This window comes from Mesorhizobium sp. WSM1497, from assembly GCF_001672455.2.
In the GTDB taxonomy this organism is placed as follows: domain Bacteria; phylum Pseudomonadota; class Alphaproteobacteria; order Rhizobiales; family Rhizobiaceae; genus Mesorhizobium; species Mesorhizobium ciceri.
Genome location: NZ_CP021070.1, coordinates 4,574,990 through 4,589,655, shown reverse-complemented (window position 1 = coordinate 4,589,655; position 14,666 = coordinate 4,574,990). Strand labels below are relative to the sequence as shown.

At 62.3% G+C, this 14,666-nt stretch carries 15 protein-coding genes and 1 tRNA gene; 6 read left to right on the top strand and 10 right to left on the bottom strand.

Annotated features, from left to right (window positions below; all coding sequences use genetic code 11):
- The 5 genes from A9K65_RS22455 to A9K65_RS22430 all read left to right on the top strand — a co-directional run bounded on the left by A9K65_RS22455 (nucleotide 1) and on the right by A9K65_RS22430 (nucleotide 5,205).
- Nucleotides 1-915, top strand: a complete 915-nt coding sequence (locus A9K65_RS22455; protein WP_013531809.1) for a carbohydrate ABC transporter permease — start codon at nucleotides 1-3, stop codon at nucleotides 913-915.
- Nucleotides 912-1,205, top strand: a complete 294-nt coding sequence (locus A9K65_RS22450; protein WP_024503495.1) for a DUF2160 domain-containing protein — start codon at nucleotides 912-914, stop codon at nucleotides 1,203-1,205. Before A9K65_RS22455 ends, A9K65_RS22450 begins: the two co-directional genes overlap by 4 nt.
- Nucleotides 1,206-1,284: 79 nt before the next feature.
- Nucleotides 1,285-3,012: an ABC transporter substrate-binding protein gene (locus A9K65_RS22445; protein ID WP_013531807.1), complete on the top strand. Its 1,728-nt coding sequence runs from the start codon at nucleotides 1,285-1,287 to the stop codon at nucleotides 3,010-3,012.
- 200 nt (nucleotides 3,013-3,212) lie between these two features.
- Nucleotides 3,213-4,703 carry a glycerol kinase GlpK gene (glpK, locus tag A9K65_RS22435; RefSeq protein WP_013531806.1) on the top strand — a complete coding sequence of 497 codons (1,491 nt, stop codon included), beginning with the start codon at nucleotides 3,213-3,215 and terminating at the stop codon, nucleotides 4,701-4,703.
- 94 nt (nucleotides 4,704-4,797) lie between these two features.
- Nucleotides 4,798-5,205 (top strand): DUF6882 domain-containing protein, encoded by a 408-nt coding sequence (locus A9K65_RS22430; protein ID WP_224672845.1) that lies wholly within the window; start codon nucleotides 4,798-4,800, stop codon nucleotides 5,203-5,205.
- A gap of 86 nt (nucleotides 5,206-5,291) precedes the next feature.
- Here A9K65_RS22430 and A9K65_RS22425 read toward each other — a convergent pair whose 3' ends face one another.
- Complete coding sequence (locus A9K65_RS22425) at nucleotides 5,292-5,777, bottom strand: BA14K family protein (RefSeq protein WP_064995843.1); 486 nt, start codon at nucleotides 5,775-5,777, stop codon at nucleotides 5,292-5,294.
- Nucleotides 5,778-6,033: 256 nt separating this feature from the next.
- Between A9K65_RS22425 and A9K65_RS22420 the strand changes: the two genes are divergently transcribed.
- Nucleotides 6,034-6,109, top strand: a tRNA-Lys gene (locus A9K65_RS22420).
- A 248-nt stretch (nucleotides 6,110-6,357) separates the two neighbouring features.
- Here the strand turns inward: A9K65_RS22420 and A9K65_RS22415 are convergent.
- The 9 genes from A9K65_RS22415 to plsY form a co-directional block, all read right to left on the bottom strand.
- The gene (locus A9K65_RS22415; protein ID WP_064995888.1) at nucleotides 6,358-6,828 is read right to left on the bottom strand and encodes a nucleoside deaminase; all 471 of its coding nucleotides are present in this window, start codon (nucleotides 6,826-6,828) and stop codon (nucleotides 6,358-6,360) included.
- 129 nt (nucleotides 6,829-6,957) lie between these two features.
- Nucleotides 6,958-8,019, bottom strand: a complete 1,062-nt coding sequence (ugpC, locus tag A9K65_RS22410; protein ID WP_064995844.1) for a sn-glycerol-3-phosphate ABC transporter ATP-binding protein UgpC — start codon at nucleotides 8,017-8,019, stop codon at nucleotides 6,958-6,960.
- Between the two features lie 41 nt (nucleotides 8,020-8,060).
- Nucleotides 8,061-8,882 (bottom strand): carbohydrate ABC transporter permease, encoded by an 822-nt coding sequence (locus tag A9K65_RS22405; protein ID WP_013531802.1) that lies wholly within the window; start codon nucleotides 8,880-8,882, stop codon nucleotides 8,061-8,063.
- Nucleotides 8,883-9,821, bottom strand: coding sequence for a sugar ABC transporter permease (locus A9K65_RS22400; protein WP_013531801.1), 939 nt, complete (start codon nucleotides 9,819-9,821; stop codon nucleotides 8,883-8,885).
- On the bottom strand, nucleotides 9,821-11,158 hold the full coding sequence (locus A9K65_RS22395; RefSeq protein WP_064995845.1) for a sugar ABC transporter substrate-binding protein: 1,338 nt from the start codon (nucleotides 11,156-11,158) through the stop codon (nucleotides 9,821-9,823). Before A9K65_RS22395 ends, A9K65_RS22400 begins: the two co-directional genes overlap by 1 nt.
- Nucleotides 11,159-11,220: 62 nt before the next feature.
- Entirely contained in the window at nucleotides 11,221-11,880 is a 660-nt protein-coding gene (locus A9K65_RS22390; RefSeq protein WP_064995846.1) for a GntR family transcriptional regulator, read from the bottom strand.
- 23 nt (nucleotides 11,881-11,903) lie between these two features.
- Nucleotides 11,904-12,788 carry a dihydrodipicolinate synthase family protein gene (locus A9K65_RS22385; protein WP_064995847.1) on the bottom strand — a complete coding sequence of 295 codons (885 nt, stop codon included), beginning with the start codon at nucleotides 12,786-12,788 and terminating at the stop codon, nucleotides 11,904-11,906.
- A gap of 145 nt (nucleotides 12,789-12,933) precedes the next feature.
- Nucleotides 12,934-14,073 (bottom strand): DNA-processing protein DprA, encoded by a 1,140-nt coding sequence (gene dprA, locus A9K65_RS22380; RefSeq protein ID WP_064995848.1) that lies wholly within the window; start codon nucleotides 14,071-14,073, stop codon nucleotides 12,934-12,936.
- Nucleotides 14,070-14,657, bottom strand: coding sequence for a glycerol-3-phosphate 1-O-acyltransferase PlsY (gene plsY / locus A9K65_RS22375; protein WP_013531796.1), 588 nt, complete (start codon nucleotides 14,655-14,657; stop codon nucleotides 14,070-14,072). Before plsY ends, dprA begins: the two co-directional genes overlap by 4 nt.
- Nucleotides 14,658-14,666: the final 9 nt, after the last annotated feature.

Below are 14,666 nucleotides of genomic sequence, written 5' to 3'. Positions count from 1 at the left end.
ATGACCGGCGCCAACGAAAGAGCCGATAGAGTGAGCGAGACCACAGCAGCGGGCAAACTGGCGAGCACACTGTCGCAGGATCAGGTCGCCCGGCTGATGCGCAAACGCGGCGAGGAATCGCGCTGGTGGTGGATCGTGCCGACAATCTACATCGTCGTGCTTTTGCTGCCGATCTACTGGCTCATCAACATGAGCTTCAAGACCAATGCCGAGATCGTCTCCTCGCTGACGCTCTATCCGCACCAGCCGACGCTCGCCAACTACGTCACCATCTTCACCGACGCCTCCTGGTACTCGGGCTACATCAACTCGATCACCTATGTGGTGATGAATATGGTGATTTCGGTGGCTGCCGCGCTGCCGGCAGCCTACGCCTTCTCGCGCTACCGCTTCCTCGGCGACAAGCACCTGTTCTTCTGGCTGCTGACCAACCGCATGGCGCCGCCGGCGGTGTTCGCGCTGCCGTTCTTCCAGCTCTATTCGGCCTTCGGCCTGATCGACACCCACATCGCCGTCGCGCTTGCCCATTGCCTGTTCAACGTGCCGCTGGCGGTGTGGATCCTCGAAGGCTTCATGTCGGGTGTGCCGAAGGAAATCGACGAAACCGCCTATATCGACGGCTATTCGTTCCCGCGCTTCTTCGTCAGGATCTTCATGCCCCTGATCGCCAGCGGCATCGGCGTGGCCTGCTTCTTCTGCTTCATGTTCTCGTGGGTGGAACTGCTTATCGCCCGTACGCTGACCACCACCGACGCCAAGCCGATCGCCGCCACCATGACCCGCACGGTTTCGGCCGCTGGCATGGACTGGGGCCTGCTCGCCGCCGCCGGCGTGCTGACGTTGATCCCCGGCGCGCTCGTCATTTGGTTTGTGCGCAATTATATCGCCAAGGGCTTCGCCCTGGGGAGGGTTTGACGATGAATTTCGACCTCACCTGGATGGCGTGGACGTGGCCGACGGCGGCCTTTTTCGGGACCATCCTTCTGCTGCTTTGCGGCATGGCGGCGTGGGAATACGCCTCGCCGGGCGGCAATCCGCGCGTCGGCGTGCTGCGCTTCGAGACAACGCGCGGCGACCGTCTTTTCCTGTCGCTGCTTGGCAGCGCCTTTATCCATCTCGCTTGGTTGGGTCTTGTCGGATCCAACCTGTGGTGGGCTCTCGCTCTCTCCGTGGTCTACGCCATTGGCGTGTTCCGCTACGTATAGAGGGGGAAACTGTTGGAGCGACCGCGTGCCGGCGGCCGCTCCAGATCGCACTTGAACCTTAAAACTGTGGAGGAAACACATGCGAAGGCAATTTTTAACATCAACGACGGCCCTTGTCCTGTTGCTGGGCGTGGGCAATGCCTATGCCGGGATGGACGAGGCAAAGGCTTTCCTGGACAAGGAAATCGGCCCGCTCTCGACGCTCGACCGCGCTGGCCAGGAAGCCGAAATGCAGTGGTTCATCGATGCCGCAAAGCCTTTCGCCGGCATGGACATCAAGGTCGTTTCGGAAACCATCGCCACGCACCAGTATGAATCACAGGTGCTGGCGCCGGCCTTTACCGCCATCACCGGCATCAAGATCACGCATGACGTCATCCAGGAAGGCGACGTCGTCGAGAAGATCCAGACCCAGATGCAGACGGGCCAGAACCTTTATGACGGCTGGGTCAACGATTCCGACCTGATCGGCACCCACTGGCGCTACCAGCAGGTGCGCAACCTGACCGACTGGATGGCGGGCGAGGGCAAGGATGTCACCAACCCGAACCTCGACCTGAAGGATTTTATCGGCACCTCGTTCACGACCGCTCCGGACAAGAAGCTCTACCAGCTTCCCGACCAGCAGTTCGCGAACCTCTACTGGTTCCGTTACGACTGGTTCAACGACGAGAAGAACAAGGCGGACTTCAAGGCCAAGTACGGCTACGACCTTGGCGTTCCCGTCAACTGGTCTGCCTATGAGGACATCGCCGAGTTCTTCACCGGCCGCGAGATCGACGGCAAGAAGGTCTATGGCCACATGGACTACGGCAAGAAGGACCCGTCGCTCGGCTGGCGGTTCACCGACGCCTGGCTGTCGATGGCCGGCAATGGCGACAAGGGCCTGCCGAACGGTCTGCCTGTCGATGAGTGGGGCATCAAGGTCGACGAGAATTCGCGTCCGGTCGGCTCCTGCACGGCGCGCGGCGGCGACACCAATGGCCCGGCCGCCGTCTACTCGATCCAGAAATACCTCGACTGGCTGAAGGCCTACGCTCCGGCGGAAGCCCAGGGCATGACCTTCTCCGAATCCGGCCCGGTTCCGGCGCAGGGCGCGGTTGCCCAGCAGATCTTCTGGTACACCGCCTTCACCGCTTCGATGGTCGATGCCGGCGCCAAGGCGGTGCTGAACGACGACGGTACGCCCAAGTGGCGCATGGCGCCGTCGCCGCATGGCGTCTACTGGAAGGACGGCATGAAGCTCGGCTATCAGGACGTCGGCTCCTGGACGCTGATGAAGTCGACCCCGACCGACCGCGCCAAGGCCGCCTGGCTCTACGCGCAGTTCGTCACCTCGAAGACAGTCGACGTGAAGAAGAGCCATGTCGGCTTGACCTTCATCCGCGAGAGCACGATCCACGACAAGAGCTTCACCGAGCGGGCTCCGAAGCTCGGCGGCCTGATCGAGTTCTACCGTTCGCCGGCCCGTGTCCAGTGGTCGCCGACCGGCACCAACGTACCTGACTATCCGAAGCTGGCACAGCTCTGGTGGCAGGCGATCGGTGATGCGTCGTCGGGCGCCAAGACCGCGCAGGAAGCGATGGACTCGCTCTGCGGCGAACAGGAAAAGGTCATGAGCCGCATCGAGAAGTCGGGCGTTCAGGGCGATATCGGCCCGAAGATGGCCGAAGAGCATGACCTCGCCTACTGGAACGCCGACGCGGTCAAGAAGGGCAATCTCGCTCCTCAGTTGAAGATCGAGAACGAGAAGGAAAAGCCGATCACCATCAACTACGACGAACTGGTGAAGAGCTGGCAGAAGTAGCCTTGGTTTCGGCGCTCGCGCCAGCATCATGAGAATAGGGGGAGGCGGCATCTTGCCGTCTCCCCTGTTTGTGTAAAAGACTAAAGCGCGTCGCGTTGAGACGGATTCATGCAACGCGCTTTAGGTCTTTGTTTTTGTGCATGTCGTTCTCCCAAAACCGAGGTCATTTTTGGGCGACATGCATTAAGCGGGGAAGCAGAATGACCGGATACATCCTTGCCATCGACCAGGGCACGACTTCGACCCGGGCGATCCTGTTCGACGGCGATATGAAGGTTGCCGGCAGCGGGCAGAAGGAATTCACCCAGCACTATCCGGCCTCCGGCTGGGTCGAGCACGATCCCGAAGACATCTGGGCGAGCGTGGTGACGACCGTGAAGGCGGCGCTGAAGAATGCCGGCCGGGCTGCTTCCGAGGTGGCCGCGCTCGGCATCACCAATCAGCGCGAAACCGTCGTCATCTGGGACAAGGCGACCGGCAAGCCGATCCACAATGCCATTGTCTGGCAGGACCGGCGCACCACGCCGCTGTGCCAGAAACTGAAGAAGCAGGGACTGGAGAAAAAATTCACCAAAAAAACCGGCCTGCTGCTTGATCCGTATTTTTCCGGTACCAAGATCGCCTGGATGCTGGACAAGGTAAAAGGGGCGCGGCGTCGTGCCGAGAAGGGCGAGTTGCTCGCCGGCACCATCGACAGCTTTCTGATCTGGCGGCTGACCGGCGGCAAGGTCCACGCCACGGATGCCACCAACGCGTCGCGCACGCTGGTCTACAATATCGAGAAAAATGCCTGGGACAACGAACTGCTGTCGATACTGAACATCCCGGCGAAAATGCTACCCGAGGTAAAGGACTGCGCCGATGACTATGGAATCACGGAGAAAAATCTCTTCGGCGCCGAGATAAGAATCCTCGGTGTTGCCGGCGACCAGCATGCGGCGACCATCGGCCAGGCCTGTTTCGAGCCGGGCATGATGAAATCCACCTACGGCACGGGCTGCTTTGCGCTGCTCAACACCGGCAGCGACCTTGTGCGTTCGAAGAACCGGCTCTTGACCACTATTGCCTACAGGCTGAACGGCAAGACCACTTATGCGCTGGAGGGCTCGATCTTCATTGCCGGCGCCGCGGTCCAATGGCTGCGCGACGGCATCAAGGTGATCGGCAAGGCCGAGCAAAGCGGCAAGCTGGCTGCCGAGGCTGATCCAACGCAAAACGTCTACCTTGTGCCGGCCTTCGTCGGGCTCGGCGCGCCGCATTGGGACGCCGAGGCACGCGGCGCCATTTTCGGGCTGACGCGCAATTCCGGGCCGGCGGAATTCGCCCGCGCCGCACTCGAATCCGTCGCCTACCAGACGCGCGACCTGCTCGACGCCATGCGTAAGGACTGGAAGGGAGCTTCGGCCAAGACCGTGCTGCGGGTCGACGGCGGCATGGTTGCGTCGGACTGGACCATGCAGAGGCTGGCCGACATCCTCGACGCGCCGGTCGACCGTCCGACCATCCTGGAGACGACGGCGCTGGGTGCCGCGTGGCTCGCCGGGTCGAAGGCAGGCGTGTGGCCGGATGCCAAGAAATTCGCGAAGAGCTGGGCGCTGGAGCGGAGGTTCCAGCCGGCCATGGATGGCTCCGCGCGCGCAGCCAAACTTGCTGGTTGGCGCGATGCTGTGCGCCGGACGCTGAGCGTGTAGTGAGCAGCCATCAGGGTGAGGGGGAGAATGAAGCCAGACTGGTATCCTGCTTGGCGCGACGGCCGTTGAGCAACTGCATGCCAAGAATGACCGCTTGCATAGAGATTTTCGCCTCGGCAGTTGGTCACGCTATGACTATGACCTCACGGCCGGAAAGCTTCTGTTCTCGGATGAAGGAGGCGTCAAGATCGTCACTGAGATCCAGATTGCAGGCTCCACGAGCGCCAAGGCCAGCAATTGGCTGTGGGCTTGGGCAAATTCGAATTTGCCCAGCGAGCTTCTCAGCGACGCCAAGCTGGTTCGCTCCTTCGGCGAGAAGAACAGCATAGATGAGTTGGCCCAGGCCTATGTGCCCAACGCCGGCAATGACCTGGAAGCGCTGGGTTGGGAATTGACGGGAACAATGGTTCGAATTTGCCATGCTCTCGGTGCGTATCGCTCACCGCGTGGTGAGGGTGGAGCGCTCTATTTGATTTTCAAAAGTATCAGCTGGGCGAACTGACCAGCACTCTCGCGCCTGGGCACGTCGAAAAATGGCCCGCGCTGTTGCCGGCGCAGGCCATTTTTACTCGGTACTCACACTTCGGATCAGTAAGGCGAGCGGCACTCCTTGCGAGGGCCGTAATTCGGCTGGAACGTGTTGTCCGAAGCACGGTAGCTGCGATAGCGGTCGTAGCACCACTGGACGTGGGCGTTGCCCCCGTAGACGCGGTTGTTTTCGTTGTTGATGATTGCCCCGGTAATCAGCGCGCCGGTAGCGAAGGCCGCAAGCGGGAACCAATAATCGCCGTGACGACGGTAGCCGGGGCGATATTCACGATAGCCCCGATGGCCGTTCCAATACGCGCCGCGATTGCGGGAAAAATTGCGGTCACGCGAAAAACTGCGGTCACGCGAAAAATTGCGATTGTAGCGGTCCTTGCGCCACTCCCGGTACTGGACTGTCTGTACATCCGGCACCGCGACCTGGGACTGCGGCACATAGTTCGGTTGGGCATTAACCGACACCGCCTCCGCCGCAACGAATGTGGCGGAGAGAGCGGTCGCCAGCAGGCTCGTTGTGATTCTGTTCATTGGTCTTCTCCTCGATGGTTTGGCGGACGTCCCTGTGCCCGAAAAACGAGCGGCGCATACAATTGTTCCCCAGACTGGATGCCACCGTCAGGCATAAATGGCAGCGTTCCTTGGCCGTTCTCCCCCGACAGCGCGTGGGACAAGTGCCGCGACAGGGCGAAGCCGCCCGTGTTTGCGAGACCTCTTTTTCCGGTTGACCGGTCGAGGCACTCTCCCTATGTTCCGCGCAATTTCGAGGGCCGCCTTTCGCCCGCGGGAGCGCGTAGCTCAGCCGGTAGAGCAACTGACTTTTAATCAGTAGGTCATGGGTTCGAATCCCATCGCGCTCACCATTGTTTTAGCGTTAAATATCAGCCACTTAGGATCTTTGAGCCTTTGAGAAAAGCAGCGACTGTGCGAGTTTTCACGGTCTGCACGCCCTTCTCAAGGATCTCGCCACGGGCAACGCATGACAAGATCGTCCGACTTCGGATCGTTGATTCTACAAGTCTTTGATTTTGTTGAACGGCGGCGGTGGCTCCCACCGCGATCCGACAGTCACTGCTGCCATTGATCGACCTTACCAACCGGGACGAAGCCGTCAGCGCTTCCAGAAATCGCGGTGCGGTGCGAGCATCTCGTCGGCGATTTCGGGGAAGGGGCCAAAGACCTCGATCTTTTTCTGGCCGGAGCCGAGGACGGTGCGCGAAGAGAGGCTCATCGTCGGATTCTCCGCGTGATCCCCGGTGAGCGCCAGGAGCTCGGTCTCCTCTACCCCGTAAACCAGCCGCCCGATATTGGCCCAATACATCGTGCCGGCGCACATCGCGCACGGCTCGAAGGTTGAGACCAGCGTGCATTGCCATAGGAACTCCGGCTCGTAGGCAGCCGCGGCGCGCCGGGCGAGCTCCGTCTCGGCATGGCGCACCGTGTCGAGATTGCCCTGCCGCATCAGCACGCGGTCATCCGGCCCGACCAGAACGCAACCAAAGGGATGATGCCCATGTGCCGCCGCCTCGCGCGCGACCGCGTCGGCGGATCGAAGGTGGGCGAGCATCTGATCGCGTGTCATGGCAAAACCCCGGGACGCCGACATCCACCCGATGAGCGGCTCTTTGATCCGAGATTGCTGCCAAGCGATGCGAGTGGCAAGAGCGAACCGTGGCTTGAGACCTTTGCGCCGGGATATCAGACCTTTGCGCTAGAATCGCCGACCGGTCTTGGCGTCGAACAGATGAGCACAGGCGCGGTCGATCTCGATGCGCATCTGCGCGCCTTGCTTTAGCGCAAGCCGCTCCCGGAACAGGCAGGAGATTTCCTCGCCGGCGCAGTCGACCCTGGCGAAGATTTCCGAACCCGTGGCTTCCAGAAGCACGATCGTGCCGGCAATACCCTGGGAAATCGTTGCTCGGATATGTTCGGGACGGATGCCGTAGATGAGTTCACCCGCGGGAATTTTTGCCAGGTTGATGCCTTCCGGCAACGGTAGGGTTAGCCCGCTGGCGCTGCGGAAAACGCCTTCCTCGACGCGGCCGGCAATGAAGTTCATGGCCGGCGAGCCAATGAAGCCGGCAACGAACAGATTGGCCGGACGGTCATAGAGGTCGAGCGGCGCACCGATCTGCTCGACAAGGCCGTCATGCAGCACGACGATCTTGTCGGCCATGGTCATGGCCTCGATCTGATCATGCGTGACGTAAATGGTGGTGGTGCCCAGCCGCTGGTGCAACGCCTTGATCTCGCCGCGCATCTGGACGCGCAATTTGGCGTCGAGATTGCTGAGCGGCTCGTCGAACAGGAAGACTTGCGGGTCGCGCACGATGGCGCGGCCCATGGCGACGCGCTGGCGCTGGCCGCCGGAGAGCTGGCGCGGATAGCGGTCGAGCAGCTTGTCGAGGCCCAGGATGCTGGCGGCCCTGCCGACGCGGCTTGCGGTGTCGGCCGGATCGGCTTTCTTGATCTTGAGGGCAAAGCCCATATTGTCCGCCACCGTCATGTGCGGATAGAGCGCGTAGTTCTGGAACACCATGGCGATGTTGCGGTCGCGCGCCCGCAGATTGTTGACGGTGCGATCGCCAATGGCGATCCTGCCGCCCGAGATCGTTTCAAGTCCGGCAATCATGCGCAGCAGCGTCGACTTCCCGCAGCCCGACGGGCCGACCAGGATGACGAACTCGCCGTCAGCGATATCGACGCTGACATCGTGGATAATCTTGGCCGTTCCGAAAGCCTTTTGCACGTTGTTGATTGTGACCGATGCCATTGGGTTTTCCTCGAAAAAGAGTGCGATGTCGTAGCGTGCCTTCAGCCGCCCTTGACGGCGCCCGCGGTCAGTCCGGCGACGATCTGCCTTTGTGCGAACATGGTCAGGACCAGTACCGGCAGTGTCACCACCAGGGCCGCGGCGGCGAGCGGCCCCCAGCTCACTTGCTCGTAGGAGAGCATGTTGTAGACGGCGACCGGCAGCGTGCGCGTCTCACGGCTGGCGAGCACCACGCCGAAGACGAAATTGTTCCATGAGAAGATGACGGACAGGATAAAGGCGACCACTATGCCCGGCTTGGCGATGGGCAAGGCGACCAGCCGGAACACCTGCCAGGAACTGGCGCCGTCGATGTTGGCGGCCTCTTCCAGTTCCATCGGGGTGGTCTCGAAATAGCCGATCATCACCCAGACGACGATCGGCACGGTCACCACCAGATGGATGATGATCTGCGGCCACAGCGTGCCGAGAATGCCGACCCATTGGAACAGCAGGAACAGCGGGATGAGATAGGAAAGCCCCGGCGTCATGCGGGCGATCATGATGACCACCGCCGACCGCTCGGCCTTGAGCCGCGCGATGCCATAGCCGGCCGGCACGCCGATCAGCAGCGCCAAAAGCGTCGCCGTGCCGGTCACCAGAACCGAATTCCAGAGATAGAGCAGGAAATTGTTCTCCTCGAACACTTTTGCATAGTTCGACCAGGCGAGATGTTCGGGGATCAGGATCGGCGGATAGGCGCCGTTGTCGATCTCGAATTTCAGCGACAGCGAGATCATCCAGAGGAAGAACAGGATCGCCGGCGAGACGAAGACCAGGGCCGCGAAGAACAGCCCGATCCGGTTGAGCAGTCGTGAACTCATCTATTTGCCCTCCACGCCGATCCACTGCGAGCGCTGGCGCAACATCAGGAGGATGAAGGACAGGGCGACGATGACGATGAAGAACACCACGGCCATGGCCGAGCCATAGCCGATGTCGTAGTAGGAGAAGGCGGTGTTGTAGAGATAGATGTTGATGGTCTCCGAGGCCGTGCCCGGCCCGCCCTGGGTCATCGCATAGATGATGTCGAAACTCTTCAGTGCGTCGATGGTGCGGATGATCACCGCGATCATCAGGAACGGCGCGATCATCGGCAAGGTGAGATAGCGGAATTGCTGCCAGGCATTGGCGCCGTCGATCTCGGCGCTTTCGAACGGCTCGCGCGGCACGGACGCCAGGCCGCCGAGCACGATCAGCATCACCAGCGGCGTCCACTGCCAGGTCTCGACCGCAACCAGCGACGGGATGACCGTGTTGGCGTTGAAGATCCATTCCTGCGCCGGAATGCCGACCAGCGACAGAAGATAGTTGAGGACGCCGAGCTGGGGGTGGAACATCATCGTCCAGACCAGCGCCACGGCGACGGGCGTTGCCATCATAGGCATCACGAAGACGCCGCGCAGCAGGCCACGCAGCGGAAACCTGGCGTCGAAGATCAGGGCGGCGATGGTGCCGAGCAACATCGGCGCGGCAACCGAAAGGAAGGTGTAGCTCAACGTATGGAGAAGCGATTCCCAGAAGCGTTGGTCGTACGCCAGCCGCAGATAATTCTCCATCCCGGCAAAGCTTCGCGACTGGCCGAGCGTCCAGCGGTTGACGCTCATCCACAGCGTGAAAGCCCAGGGAAAGACGATCACGGCGCCGACGACGACGAGCGCCGGAACGACGAAAGGCCAGTAGTTGGGAGCCAGCCGGATCGTCTGGCTCCCTTCGATGGCTTGCGTCGTCACCCCGGTGCGTTCTGGGGTGGTGGCGGACATCAGCCTTGCTCGCTCCTGTCGAGGACCGGCTGGAATTGGTCGGTAGCCTTCTTCAACTCCTCGGCGGGATCGGCGCCGGCGATCAAATTGGTCAGCGCCACGCCGTAGATGTCGCGGAACTCTGTGACCGGGATGATGACCGGCAGCGACAGCCGGCTGACATTGCCGGAGCCGACCACCGCATCGAGCCAGCTTGCCGGCATGGTGACACCTTCGCGCACCTTTGGATCTTCGAGCACCGATTTGCGGAACGGTACGCCGGCGCCTGCCTGCAGCAGGCGCGCGCCCATGACCGGCGACACTGCCCACTGGCAGAACAGATAGGCGGCCTCCTTCTTCTCGCTGGTGGCCGTCACGCCGATACCGTCGCCGAAGGTGCCAGCCGCGTGCGCCTTGGGACCCTTGGGCATGACGCCATAGCCGACCTTGCCGACCACCCGCGATTTTTCCGGATTTTCCATCGGCGGGGCAAAGCCGACGCCATCGAACCACATGCCGATCTTGCCTTGCAGGAAGGCGGACTGCGCTTCGGCCCAGTTGAAGCCAGTGACGCCTGGAGGCGCGGATTTGGTCATCAGCCGCTGGTAGAGGCTGGCGGCCTCGATCGCCTCGGGCGACGTCGTGCGCAGCTTGCCCTGAGCGTCGAGTGGCGTCATGTCGTAGCCGAGCATGAGCGATGTCCACACCGGCGTGTTGGCGTTCTTGATGCCGCGGGCGACGAAACCGTAAGTATTGGTCGACGGGTCGGTCAGCGCCTCGGCCGCGGCCACCAGCTGCTCGAAGGTTTCGGGATATTTGAGGCCCTTGGCCTCGAACAACTCCTTGTTCCAGTAAACGATCCAGTAGTCGACCGAGAAGGGCAGCGAGCGCAGCACGCCCTGACCGTCCTTGGCGAACAGCATGCCGGCGTCGGCGAAATCGTTTTCGACCAGACCCGGATCGGTAAGGGTGGGGTCGGCGAGATAGCCTGATATGTCGGCAAGCCAGCCGCCTTTTTCGAACTGCCGCTTCTGCACATGGTAGCTCAGATGCACGACGTCGAAGCTCGGCTTGCCGGAGCTCAATTCGATCACCGTCTTCTGGCGCTGCTGCTGCTCAGGCGTTGCCTCGGCATTGACCTTGATCCCGGTCAACTCCTCGAACTCGGCGAGATATTTTATCAGGGTGTCGCTGCGCGGGCTTTTCACCAGATTGACGTCGAGCGTCGTGCCGGCAAAGCGCTTCCAGTCGACGGCCGCGGCAAAGCCTGGGCGAACACCCACAAGGCCGGCGGCGGCAAGTGCCGCGGTTCCCTGGAGGAGTTGCCTCCTGGTTGGGTTGAACAGATTGGACGACATTTCTTCCTCCCGGTTGCTGTCGTTGTCGAATGCGTCGCGACCGCGACGCGGCTCATGCTTCCTCAGATTTGCAGCGCCAGCCGGCGCGCCTTGTCGATGTGCAGGCTGATCGCCTCGACCGCCTTCTGCGGGTCGCGGCTTTCCATGGCTTCGATGACCGCAAGGTGCTCACGCATGACCGGCACGACGCGCCCGTCGATGCGGAAGCGCTCCTGATGGATCAGCCGGATCTTCACCGAGTTGACCAGATAGGCCTTGGCGATGATCTCGTTGCCCAGCGCATCGATGAAAGTGTCGTGCATCGCCCAGTCGATGCTCTGCGCCCTGGCTTCCATTTCCGGCGTCGGCGCCTGCGAAAGGGCTTGAGCCAGCATCTCCTCGTGTTCGCGCCGCAGGCGGGCAAGTTCGTCATCGGAAGCGCTGGCGGTGAACAGCGCCACCGCTTCGCGCTCCATGAACAGGCGGAACTGAAAAGCCTCGCGGATCAGGCTGATGTCGATATGGGCGATCTGCATGCCGCGCTGCGGGATCGTCGTCAGAAGCCCTTCGGCCTCGAGACGCGGCACGATTTCGCGAATGGCGCCGAGCGGCAGACCGGTGAAGGCGACCAGTTCGCGCTGCGATACGAACTGGCCCGGCAGCAGATCGCGGGCCAGCAAATGCCGCGTGAAGCTGGCATAGGCTTTTTCCCTAAGCGTGGTCGGCTCGCTGCCGTCTTCCATTTCAGCGCGTTTCCCTTTGCCGGTCAGGCTGATTCCCTGGCAAACAGCCCATCATAGGCGTCAGCCAGCTGTTGTCGCCCCTGGGAACCGATCGGCTCCAGCGGCGGACGGACCGCCAGCCAGCGGTCGTCGCCGGTTTTGCGCGCCACCATGACCTTCACCGCCGGCGTTACCGGGTGTTTGAGCAATTCGAGCACGAAACGCTCGACGCGTGTGTCGTCGCGCCCGTCCTCGGCCATGGCCCGGATTTCGCTGGTAACGAAATTGGCCATGCCGGAGATTGCGCCTTGAGCGCCAATTCGCACGGCTCGTGCCAGATGCCGCTCGTCACCGATCAAGATCACCAGATCGCCATGGGCGCCGAGCAGCGCCTCGCTGTAATCCCAATCCCCGCCGGAATCCTTGACCCCCGCAACGACATCCGGAAAAGCCGTACGCAATCGGCCGATCAGGTCAAGCGAGAGCTGCACCATGGTGACCGACGGGATGTTGTAGAGCAGAACGCCACGGGCGAGGGGACCGAGCACGGCAAAGACAGTGGAAAACCAGCCGAAAAGACCATCGTCGCCGACATTCTTGAAGTAGCTCGGCGGCGCCAGCAGAATGTTGCGGGCGCCGCGCTGCAAGGCATGCCGGGCCTGCTCAGCGGCGTCTTCGGCCGCATCGACCAGCACGCCGGCAACAAGCTGATGCGGCAGGATGCCGGCAGCCAGCATGGCTTCGGTCACCGACCTCCGCTCCCCGGTGCCAACCGATGCGCCTTCGCCGGTGGTGCCAAAAAGCGTAACACTGGTGCACCCCTCCGCCAGGCAACGCTTGGCCTGGGCGACCATGAGGGCGGTGGCGATCTGCCCGGAGGCATCGAAAGGCGTGGCGAGGGCGGCCGAAAGGCCAAAACGTGATGTCACCGGGGGTCTCCGAAAAGAAGTTCGAAGGCAGTGATATCTCACTAACATGTCAGTTGTAAATCGGTCTGGTGCGAATTTTCTGCCCCGGATGACGTGGGCGAATCTTCTTGCTGGGAAGCGAACAGCGTCACACCGGAGATGTCGGTCAGACAGAAGAATCCCCCAACACCAGCGAAACATTGCCGCCGGCATGGCGTTCTAGCCGGCCGGCGAGGTCGAGTTCCAGCAGCACCATGAACACTTGGGCCGGGTGCAGGCGGGTATGGCGGATGATCTCGTCGACCGGCACTGGGGTCGGGCCGAGCGCCTCGATGACGCGGGCGCGGTCGCTTTCGCCGGGCGGTGGTGCGGCCAAGAAGTCGGGCGGCTCTTCGAACGGCGGCACGTCGGGCGCTCGCATGCCGGTCAGCGGCGCGATTGCCCTGGAAATATCCGATGCCTCGGTGACCAGGGTGGCGCCATCCTTGAGCAGGCCATTGGCGCCGGCGGCGCGTGGATCGAGCGGTGAGCCCGGTACAGCGAAGACCAGTCGGCCCATTTCGCCGGCAAGCCTGGCGCTGATCAGGGACCCAGAGCGTTGCGCTGCCTCGACCACCACCAGCCCAAGGACCGCACCCGCGACAAGGCGGTTGCGGCGCGGAAAATCCTGAGCGCGCGGCTGCCAGCCGAACGGCATCTCCGAAATGATGGCGCCACGCTCGGCAATCTCTTCGCACAGGCCTGCATTTTCAGGCGGATAAGGCTGGTCGAGGCCGCCGGCCAGCACGCCGATCGTGCCGGTCGCAAGACTGCCCTGATGCGCCGCTGTGTCGATGCCGCGCGCCAGGCCGGAGACGATTGCGTAGCCGTCGCGGCCGAGGTCGGCTGCCAGCATGCGCGCCATCTTGATGCCGGCCAGCGACGCGTTGCGTGCCCCGACTATGGCGACACCCGGCAGCCGGAAAACAGCTGCGTTGCCCTTTACCGCCAGCAGGGGCGGCGGATGATCCATGTTGCGCAAGAGGGGTGGGTAGTCTGCTTCACCGATGCCGACGAAGCGGGCGCCGGCCTTTCCAGCTATTTCCAGTTCGGCCTCGGCCTCGGCAACGGACGGGATGCGGGCGATGCGGATGGCGCCGCCCGAAATCATCAGTTCCGGCAGTATTTCAAGCGCCGCTTCGGCTGACCCGAAGCGGTGGATCAGGTCGCGAAAGGAGGCAGGGCCGACATTCTGGGTGCGGATCAGTCGTAGCCAGCTCAGCCGCTGCCGGTCGCTGAGGCGCGGCCCGGCGGTCGGCTCGCTCATCCCTTGGCTCCGATCTTGCCCTCGGTGCCGGCAAGCAGGCGCGAAATGTTTTCCCGGTGCTTGATGAAAACGATGACGCTCATCACCACGAACAATCCGGCAATTTGCGGCGTGCTCAGGACATAGAGGGCGATCGGCACGATGACCGCCGCCGTCAGCGCCGCAAGCGAGGAATAACGGAAGAGGAATGCCATCACCAGCCAGACGACGGCGAAGATCAGCGCCACCTGCCAGGCAAGGCCGATCAGCACGCCGAGATAGGTGGCGACGCCCTTGCCGCCCTTGAAGCCCAGCCATACCGGGAAGAGATGACCGAGAAAGGCGCCGAGACCGGCCCAGATCGCCAGGTCAGGCGCGAAATAGCCAGCAATCAGCACGGCGGCCGTGCCCTTCAGCACGTCGAGCAACAGCGTCGCCGCGGCTAGGCCCTTGTTGCCGGTGCGCAGAACATTGGTGGCGCCGATGTTGCCCGAGCCGATCTGGCGCACATCGCCAAGGCCGGCCGCGCGGGTGAGCAGAAGCCCGAACGGAATCGAGCCCAGGAGATAGCCGAACACAAGCGATGGGATGAGGCTGTAAGTCATTGTTTCCCC

Excerpts from the sequence above, each read along its gene's own strand:
- A9K65_RS22455 (WP_013531809.1), top strand. The coding sequence starts at position 1 with ATGACCGGCGCCAACGAAAGAGCCGATAGAGTGAGCGAGACCACAGCA.
- A9K65_RS22445 (WP_013531807.1), top strand. The coding sequence starts at position 1,285 with ATGCGAAGGCAATTTTTAACATCAACGACGGCCCTTGTCCTGTTGCTG.
- glpK (WP_013531806.1), top strand. The coding sequence starts at position 3,213 with ATGACCGGATACATCCTTGCCATCGACCAGGGCACGACTTCGACCCGG.
- A9K65_RS22425 (WP_064995843.1), bottom strand. The coding sequence starts at position 5,777 with ATGAACAGAATCACAACGAGCCTGCTGGCGACCGCTCTCTCCGCCACA.
- A9K65_RS22415 (WP_064995888.1), bottom strand. The coding sequence starts at position 6,828 with ATGACACGCGATCAGATGCTCGCCCACCTTCGATCCGCCGACGCGGTC.
- ugpC (WP_064995844.1), bottom strand. The coding sequence starts at position 8,019 with ATGGCATCGGTCACAATCAACAACGTGCAAAAGGCTTTCGGAACGGCC.
- A9K65_RS22405 (WP_013531802.1), bottom strand. The coding sequence starts at position 8,882 with ATGAGTTCACGACTGCTCAACCGGATCGGGCTGTTCTTCGCGGCCCTG.
- A9K65_RS22400 (WP_013531801.1), bottom strand. The coding sequence starts at position 9,821 with ATGTCCGCCACCACCCCAGAACGCACCGGGGTGACGACGCAAGCCATC.
- A9K65_RS22395 (WP_064995845.1), bottom strand. The coding sequence starts at position 11,158 with ATGTCGTCCAATCTGTTCAACCCAACCAGGAGGCAACTCCTCCAGGGA.
- A9K65_RS22390 (WP_064995846.1), bottom strand. The coding sequence starts at position 11,880 with ATGGAAGACGGCAGCGAGCCGACCACGCTTAGGGAAAAAGCCTATGCC.
- dprA (WP_064995848.1), bottom strand. The coding sequence starts at position 14,073 with ATGAGCGAGCCGACCGCCGGGCCGCGCCTCAGCGACCGGCAGCGGCTG.
- plsY (WP_013531796.1), bottom strand. The coding sequence starts at position 14,657 with ATGACTTACAGCCTCATCCCATCGCTTGTGTTCGGCTATCTCCTGGGC.